The 6,553-nt window shown below is 67.1% G+C and carries 7 protein-coding genes; 4 read left to right on the top strand and 3 right to left on the bottom strand.

Annotated elements, in window-relative coordinates; all coding sequences use genetic code 11:
* Nucleotides 1–333: 333 nt before the first annotated feature.
* Together ASE78_RS14190 and ASE78_RS14185 are read right to left on the bottom strand one after the other, a co-directional pair.
* Nucleotides 334–1,872: a carboxylesterase/lipase family protein gene (locus ASE78_RS14190; protein ID WP_056498008.1), complete on the bottom strand. Its 1,539-nt coding sequence runs from the start codon at nt 1,870–1,872 to the stop codon at nt 334–336.
* A gap of 69 nt (nt 1,873–1,941) precedes the next feature.
* On the bottom strand, nt 1,942–2,967 hold the full coding sequence (locus ASE78_RS14185; RefSeq protein ID WP_056498007.1) for a LacI family DNA-binding transcriptional regulator: 1,026 nt from the start codon (nt 2,965–2,967) through the stop codon (nt 1,942–1,944).
* 117 nt (nt 2,968–3,084) lie between these two features.
* Between ASE78_RS14185 and ASE78_RS14180 the strand changes: the two genes are divergently transcribed.
* Nucleotides 3,085–3,912, top strand: coding sequence for a 2-keto-4-pentenoate hydratase (locus ASE78_RS14180; protein WP_056498006.1), 828 nt, complete (start codon nt 3,085–3,087; stop codon nt 3,910–3,912).
* Nucleotides 3,893–5,179 (top strand): MFS transporter, encoded by a 1,287-nt coding sequence (locus ASE78_RS14175; protein WP_056498005.1) that lies wholly within the window; start codon nt 3,893–3,895, stop codon nt 5,177–5,179. Before ASE78_RS14180 ends, ASE78_RS14175 begins: the two co-directional genes overlap by 20 nt.
* A 19-nt stretch (nt 5,180–5,198) precedes the next feature.
* On the opposite strand, the gene ASE78_RS14170 is transcribed toward ASE78_RS14175, so the two are convergent.
* A complete protein-coding gene (locus ASE78_RS14170; protein WP_056498004.1) occupies nt 5,199–5,597 on the bottom strand; it encodes an EVE domain-containing protein in 399 nt (132 codons plus the stop codon).
* A gap of 149 nt (nt 5,598–5,746) precedes the next feature.
* Here ASE78_RS14170 and ASE78_RS14165 point away from each other — a divergent pair, with 149 nt between their 5' ends.
* Together ASE78_RS14165 and ASE78_RS14160 are read left to right on the top strand one after the other, a co-directional pair.
* Nucleotides 5,747–6,133, top strand: coding sequence for a hypothetical protein (locus tag ASE78_RS14165; protein ID WP_056498003.1), 387 nt, complete (start codon nt 5,747–5,749; stop codon nt 6,131–6,133).
* A 79-nt stretch (nt 6,134–6,212) separates the two neighbouring features.
* A complete protein-coding gene (locus ASE78_RS14160; protein ID WP_056498002.1) occupies nt 6,213–6,524 on the top strand; it encodes a DUF3297 family protein in 312 nt (103 codons plus the stop codon).
* Nucleotides 6,525–6,553 lie beyond the last annotated feature (29 nt).

Raw genomic sequence — 6,553 nt, 5'->3', positions numbered from 1 at the left:
TTCCGGCTGCCAATCTGCCTTCCTCGATCGACGAAATCAGCGCGTAGGCATTCCAGTCAGGCTAGGTGTGTGCCTGCATCATCCTGACAATCTCACCCACGGCGGCATAGGAGGCCGTATTGACGGTCCCCTGGTGATAAAGTTGTTCCCAGAGTTCCCGTGCGGCATCTTCCTCACCGGCACGCCAGGCTTCGATCGCAGGGCGGGGGTCATACAACTCACCATATGCGCTTAGCCAAGAATTGTCGGACACATCTCGCTCCAGTTACGAACGTCGCTTTCTAGCGCCGCCGCGCAAGCGGCGGAATGGTCGACACAGGTCGCCGGTTCGCCTCACGTCCCCGGCTGAACATAGGGAAACTGCGCGAACAGTTCCCGTTCCCAACGGCGCGGATCGTCCGCCACCCGGCTGACCCGGTCGAAGACCATCGTCGCGCGGCGGGGCAGGGTATGGCGCGGCCAGTCCAAGCCGGGATTACCACTCCGCGCCAATGCGACGAACGCCGCCATCATCCGCGCCGATACCGTGCGCGCATCGGCGCCGGTGCCGCTGACCGATCCGGGGGCGTCGAGCGTGCCGAACACCAGCGGAATGTCGTCGGTATGCGCCGCGCCGCCGCCGGGGCGCAGCGGCGAGGAATAATCGAGCTGATACACCCATGCCGGCACCCCGGCGGCGGCGCGCGCCTCCGCCTCGATCACCTGTCCCGGCCAGCTTCGCCCGGCGGTACTGGCGGCATAGAGCAGGTCGGCGGGCGTCATCGCCGGGAAATGCTGGCGATATTGCGCGACCAGCCATTCGGGATGCACGTCGATGCGCAGTTGCGGGGCCAGCCGGGCGGCGATGTTGCTCCAGTCGATCCCACGCAACGCCGGACCGTCGGGCGCGATGAACGCGCGGGTTTCCTCGCGCGTGTTGCCGAGGATCAGCGGGATCGTCGCCCCGAGCGGATGCGCGTCGGGCCAGAACGGGTGGCGCGACAGCGACCGCATGTCGACCACCGGCCCCATATAGACCCCGCCGCCAAGGATCGGGTCCTCCGCGCCCAGCGCATCGACCAGCCGTTCGACCGGCAGCGTCGCCGCTTGCGCCGGGGTCGCCTTCAGCCGGGCGAGGAACGCTTGGGCGCGGCGGGTGGCGTTGACCGGGCCGGACCCCGTCACCTGCTGGCCGCTCATCGTCGCGGCGGCGTGGAACAGTCCTTTGGCGGCGGGCATCGCCATCAGCGTCGCGATCTTGGCCCCGCCGCCTGACTGGCCGAACACCATCACCCGCGCCGGATCGCCGCCGAAGCCCGCGATATTCTCGCGTACCCATCGCAGCGCCAGCACCAGATCGAGCTGGCCGACGTTGCCGCTGTCGGCAAAGCGCGCGTCCAGCCGGGCGAGATAGAGATAGCCTAGCGCGTTCAGCCGGTGGTTGACCGTCACCACCACCACGTCGCCCGCCGCTGCCAGCCGGTCGCCGAACACCATCGGCTCGACGACCGTCCCGCCCGAATAGGCGCCGCCGTGGAAGTACACCATCACCGGCCGCCGCGCGCCCGGCCGCGCTTCAGGGGTCCAGACGTTCAGGAACAGGCAGTCCTCTGCCCGGTCGGGTCCTGTTCCGCGCTGCGGGCAGGTGGGGCCGAAGGCGATCGCGCGCTGCACGTCATGCGACGCGATCGGTGCGCGTGGCGGCTGGAAGCGATAGGTGCCGGGGTCGACGCCGTAGCGGATGCCGCGAAAGACCGAGACGCTCGCTTCCCGCAGCCCCTGCCAGCGACCGCAGGGACCCCATGCTATCGGATCGGTCGCCCCTCGCGCCGCACCGGGCATGGCGGCCAGCGCCGCGCCGCCCGCCAAGATCGTGCGCCTGTCGATCTGCATCGTACCTCTCCCGTCCGGCGCTATACGCCGGTTGGGGGGAAGGTAATCGGTGTCATCGAGCTGGGCAAGTCACCCGGCGGGCGGCGCGACCGAGGCGCGGCGGATCAGCGTCGAGACGAACATCGCTTCTTCCGGAGGCTCGCCGATCTCCTCGCCATCCTCGATCAGCTTGAGCGCCGCCGCCCGCGCCATCGTCGCGATCGGCCAGCGTACCGTCGTCAGTGGCGGCCATAGATGCGACGCGATCGAGGTATCGTCGAACCCGATGATCGACAAATCCTGCGGCACTTCCAGCCCGCGTTGTCGCGCGACATGCAGCGCCCCCGCCGCCATCTCGTCGTTCGACGAGAAGATCGCGGTTGGGCGCGGTGACAGATCGAGCAGGCGTTCGGCGGCGCGCATCCCCGATTCGAAGGTATAGTCGCCCTGCGCGATCCACGTCCGCTGCATGCCGATCCCGGCGGCCTCCATCGCTTCCTCATAGCCCTGCTGCCGCTCGAACGCCGAGCGGAAGCCATGCGGCCCGGCGATCATGCAGATGCGGCGATGCCCGGCGGCGAACAGATGGTCGATCGCGCCACGCACCGCCTCGCGGTCGTTCGACGATACCATATGGGCGTGCTCGTCGAACGAGGCCGATCCCATGCGGACATAACGGCAGCCGATCTGCGTACACAGCGCCGCCAGCGCATCATTCTCAGAGATCGGCGGGAGCAGCATCACCCCGTAAGGGCGCTGGCGTTCGAGGAAGTGGCGGATCTCGTCGGCCATATCGGGCGCGCCGCGATCGACCGGGTGGACCAGCAATTCGAACTCGGTATCGCGCAGCACCTCCAGCAACCCCTGCTGCACGTTCAGCACCATCTGCGCATTGGGATTGTCGTGGATCAGCGCGATCAGGAAATTACGGCGCAGCGCCAGTGCGCGTGCCTGCGGATTGGGGATATAGCCCAGTTCGGCGATCACCGCTTCCACCCGCTCGCGCGTTTCGCCTCCCAGCAGGGGCGACCGGTTGATGACCCGGCTGACCGTCTTCTTGGATACGCCGGCGAGTCGGGCGACGTCGTTGATCGTGGGCTGGCCGCTGCGTTTCATCGGCAATCGATAGCGCGGGGTGGCGCGCACGCCAATGTCCCCGTCGCGCAATTCGCTCGCTTGTCAGTGACACCGGTTTCCGATACGCCGGTGGCAATTAAAGGAGAGGGGCCGTGTATGGAGAACCGTGACCGGATTGCGCAGGCATTCGTCGCCGCGCGGCGTGATGCGCGCGGACTTGCGCAGTATCCGGGCGATCGTCCGACGACGCTGGGCGAAGCCTATGGCGTGCAGGACCGGGCGATCGCGCTCGACGGGCGGACAGTGAGCGGGTGGAAGGTCGGCAAGATCAACGCGCCACTCGATACGCAACTGGGGGCCAACCGGCTGGCCGGACCGATCTTTGCCGATCAGTTGTTCCTGGACGCCACGCCCGTCCTGCCGGTGATCGCCGACGGGTTCGCGGCGGCCGAGGCCGAATATTGCATCCGCATCGCCCGCAGCCCCGCGCCCGGTGCGACCGGCCTGTCGCACGACGCGGTGCTGGAGCTGATCGACGCGGTCCATGTCGGGATCGAGATCGCCAGTTCACCCTATCCCGGCATCAACGCCGATGGCCCGCTGGTGACGATCAGCGATTACGGCAACAACCACGGCCTGCTGGTCGGCGCGGAGATTCCCGGCTGGCGTGATGGCGATTTCATCGACTGGCCGGTCGTGTCGCGGATCGACGGCGCGGTGATCGGCGAAGCGAGCGCGCGCACGATGCTCGACGGACCGATCGGCGCGGTGTCGTTTCTGATCGACTGCCTCGCCTCTCGTGGTCTAACGCTGGCAGCGGGGCAATGGGTATCGTCCGGCGCCGTCACCGGGGTTCATCCGGTGGCGCCCGGACAGCGCTTCGATGCCGAATTCGGAAGTCTGCGGGTGAGCTGCGCGATCGACGCCGCCAGGCCCGCGCAGGGGATGCAAGGAGAGCTACGGCATGCAAGCGAGGCAGAATGACGGTATCGACCGCGCGGTAGCGCGCGCCGGCCGCTATCGCTGGGGCATCGTCGGCCTGTTGTTCATGGCGACGTGCATCAACTACGTTGACCGGCAGATGATCGGGGTGCTCAAGCCCACCTTGTCGAAAGACCTGCGCTGGACCGAAACCGACTTCGCCAACGTCATCTTCTTTTTCCAGTTCGCCTATGCGATCGGCTATATCGGCTTTGGTCGCATCGTCGACGTGATCGGGGCGCGCATGGGCTATGCCGTCGCCTTCGTGATCTGGCAGATCGCGCATATGGCGCACGGCGGCGCGTACAGCGTTACCCAGTTCGCCATGGCGCGCTTCGGGCTGGGTCTGGGCGAATCGGGCAATTTCCCGGCGGGGATCAAGGCCGTCACCGAATGGTTTCCGGCCAAGGAACGCGCCTTCGCGATCGGGGTCTTTAACGCCGGGGCGAACGTCGGCGCGATCATCACGCCAATGGCGGTGCCGCTGCTGACCGTCGCCTATGGCTGGCGGATGGCGTTCGTCGTTACCGGCGTCGTCAGCCTCGTCTGGCTGGCGTTGTGGCTGATCTTCTATCGTAGCCCACGCGATCACAAGAAGCTGTCGAGCGGCGAGCTGGCGTGGATCGAGCAGGACCCGGCCGACCCGGTCAAGCCGATCGCGTGGAAGCGGCTGGTCACGAAGCGCGAGACCTGGGCCTATGCGCTCGGCAAATTCTGCATCGACCCGATCTGGTGGTTTTTCCTGTTCTGGCTGCCGGGCTATCTTGGCGACCGCTACGACCTCGACCTGCTGAGCTTCGGGCCGCCGCTGGTCGCCATCTATCTGCTGTCGGACCTTGGCAGTGTTGCCGGCGGCTGGCTGTCGTCGCGGCTGATCGCGCGCGGGCGCACCGTCAACTTCGCGCGCAAGACGACGATGCTGGTCTGCGCCTTCGCGGTCCTGCCGGTGCTCTTCGCCCAGTCGATCGACAATCTGTGGGTCGCCGTGCTTGTCATCGGTATCGCCACCGCCGCGCATCAGGCGTTCTCGGCCAATCTCTACACGCTCCCCTCCGACCTGTTCCCGCGTGCGGCGGTCGGATCGGTCGTCGGGATCGGCGGGACGGTCGGCGCGATCGGCGGCATGATGATGGCGAAATATGCGGGCTACGTCCTCGACGGGATCGGTAGCTATGCGCCGCTGTTCTTCGTCGCGGGATCGGCCTATTTCGTCGCGCTGCTGGCGGTGCATCTGCTGTCGCCGCGCCTCGCCCGGGTCGACGCCGACTGACCGGCCGGCGGGGGAGTGGCTACTCCCCCGCCAGTCGCAGCAGCACCGCCCATTCGGCGTCGCCGACCGGTGAAACCGACAGGCGGGATTGCCGCAGCATCGCCATGCCCGCCAAGGCGTCGTCCGCCTTCATCGCCTTCAGTTCGACCGGGCGGGGCAAGGGACGGAGCGGTTCGATCCGCACCGATACCCAGCCGTCCCCGCCATCCGGCCGTGCAGCGCGCGCGATCCGCGCCACGCCGACCGCCGCCTTGTCCTTGCCCGAATGATAATAGAGCGCCTCGTCGCCGACCTGCATGGCGCGCAAGTGGTTGGCAGCGGCATGGTTGCGCACCCCGTCCCATTCGGTGCCGCCGTCGCGCACCAGATCGTCCCAGCCATAGCTGTCCGGTTCCGATTTCAGCAGCCAATACGCCATCGCCCGTCCTCTCGCCTTCGATAAACCGCCTGTGAATGAGCGGTTCCGCGAGCGTTCAGTCGCGGCGTGGCAAGACTGCCATCATCGACGTGGATGCGTCGACCCGGCGCGGTTGCCGAAACCCGCCGGGAAATGACAGGAGAACGGGCATGACGACCTTGCTGACAAAGGCCGGTCTGGGCGCGGTACTGGCCGCGACGACGCTGACCGCTGCCGCCCCCGCCGACGCGCAATGGCGTCGCGGCTATTATCGCGACCGCGACAATACCGGCACCGCCGTGGTGGCGGGGATCGCCGGCCTCGCCATCGGCGCGGCGCTGGCATCGGGCGGACCGCGCGATCGCTATGCGCGCGACCGCTATTACCGCGATCGCGGCTATGCGTATAATTACGACGACCGCTATTATCGCCAGCGCGGCTATTATCCGAACGACGGCTATTACGCCTCACGCTACCGCGATTATCAGCGGTGCTGGATCGAGCAGCGCTACGATCCCTATTACGACCAGAATGTTCGCGTCCGCGTCTGTAACTGACCGGACGGGCGGGGCGGGGGAGGCATCCCCCGCCCTTTGCGCTTGGCGCGCGCGCGGTTTTACGGCATGGGCCGCGCCCATGACTGATACGCCCCCAGATCGCCTCTCGATCAATCCGCGCAGCCCCCATTTCGACCAGCCGGTGCTGGAGCGCGGCATCGGCATCCGCTTCAAGGGCGCCGAACGCAACGACGTCGAGGAATATTCGATGTCCGAAGGCTGGATCCGCGTCGCGCTCGGCAAGAAGATGGACCGCAAGGGCCAGCCGCTGACGATCAAGCTGACCGGCCCGGTGGAGGCTTATTTCCAGACGCCGGTGGCGGATGCGGCGGATGATGCCGGACAGGCCGAGGCGAACACCGATGAAACGAAAGCCGCCGACGGCGAGTAAGTCCCACACTCCCCTCCCTGACAAGGGAG

The organism is Sphingomonas sp. Leaf25, assembly GCF_001421635.1.
Taxonomy (GTDB): domain Bacteria; phylum Pseudomonadota; class Alphaproteobacteria; order Sphingomonadales; family Sphingomonadaceae; genus Sphingomonas.
This window is presented reverse-complemented; position numbering and strand designations above follow the sequence as displayed.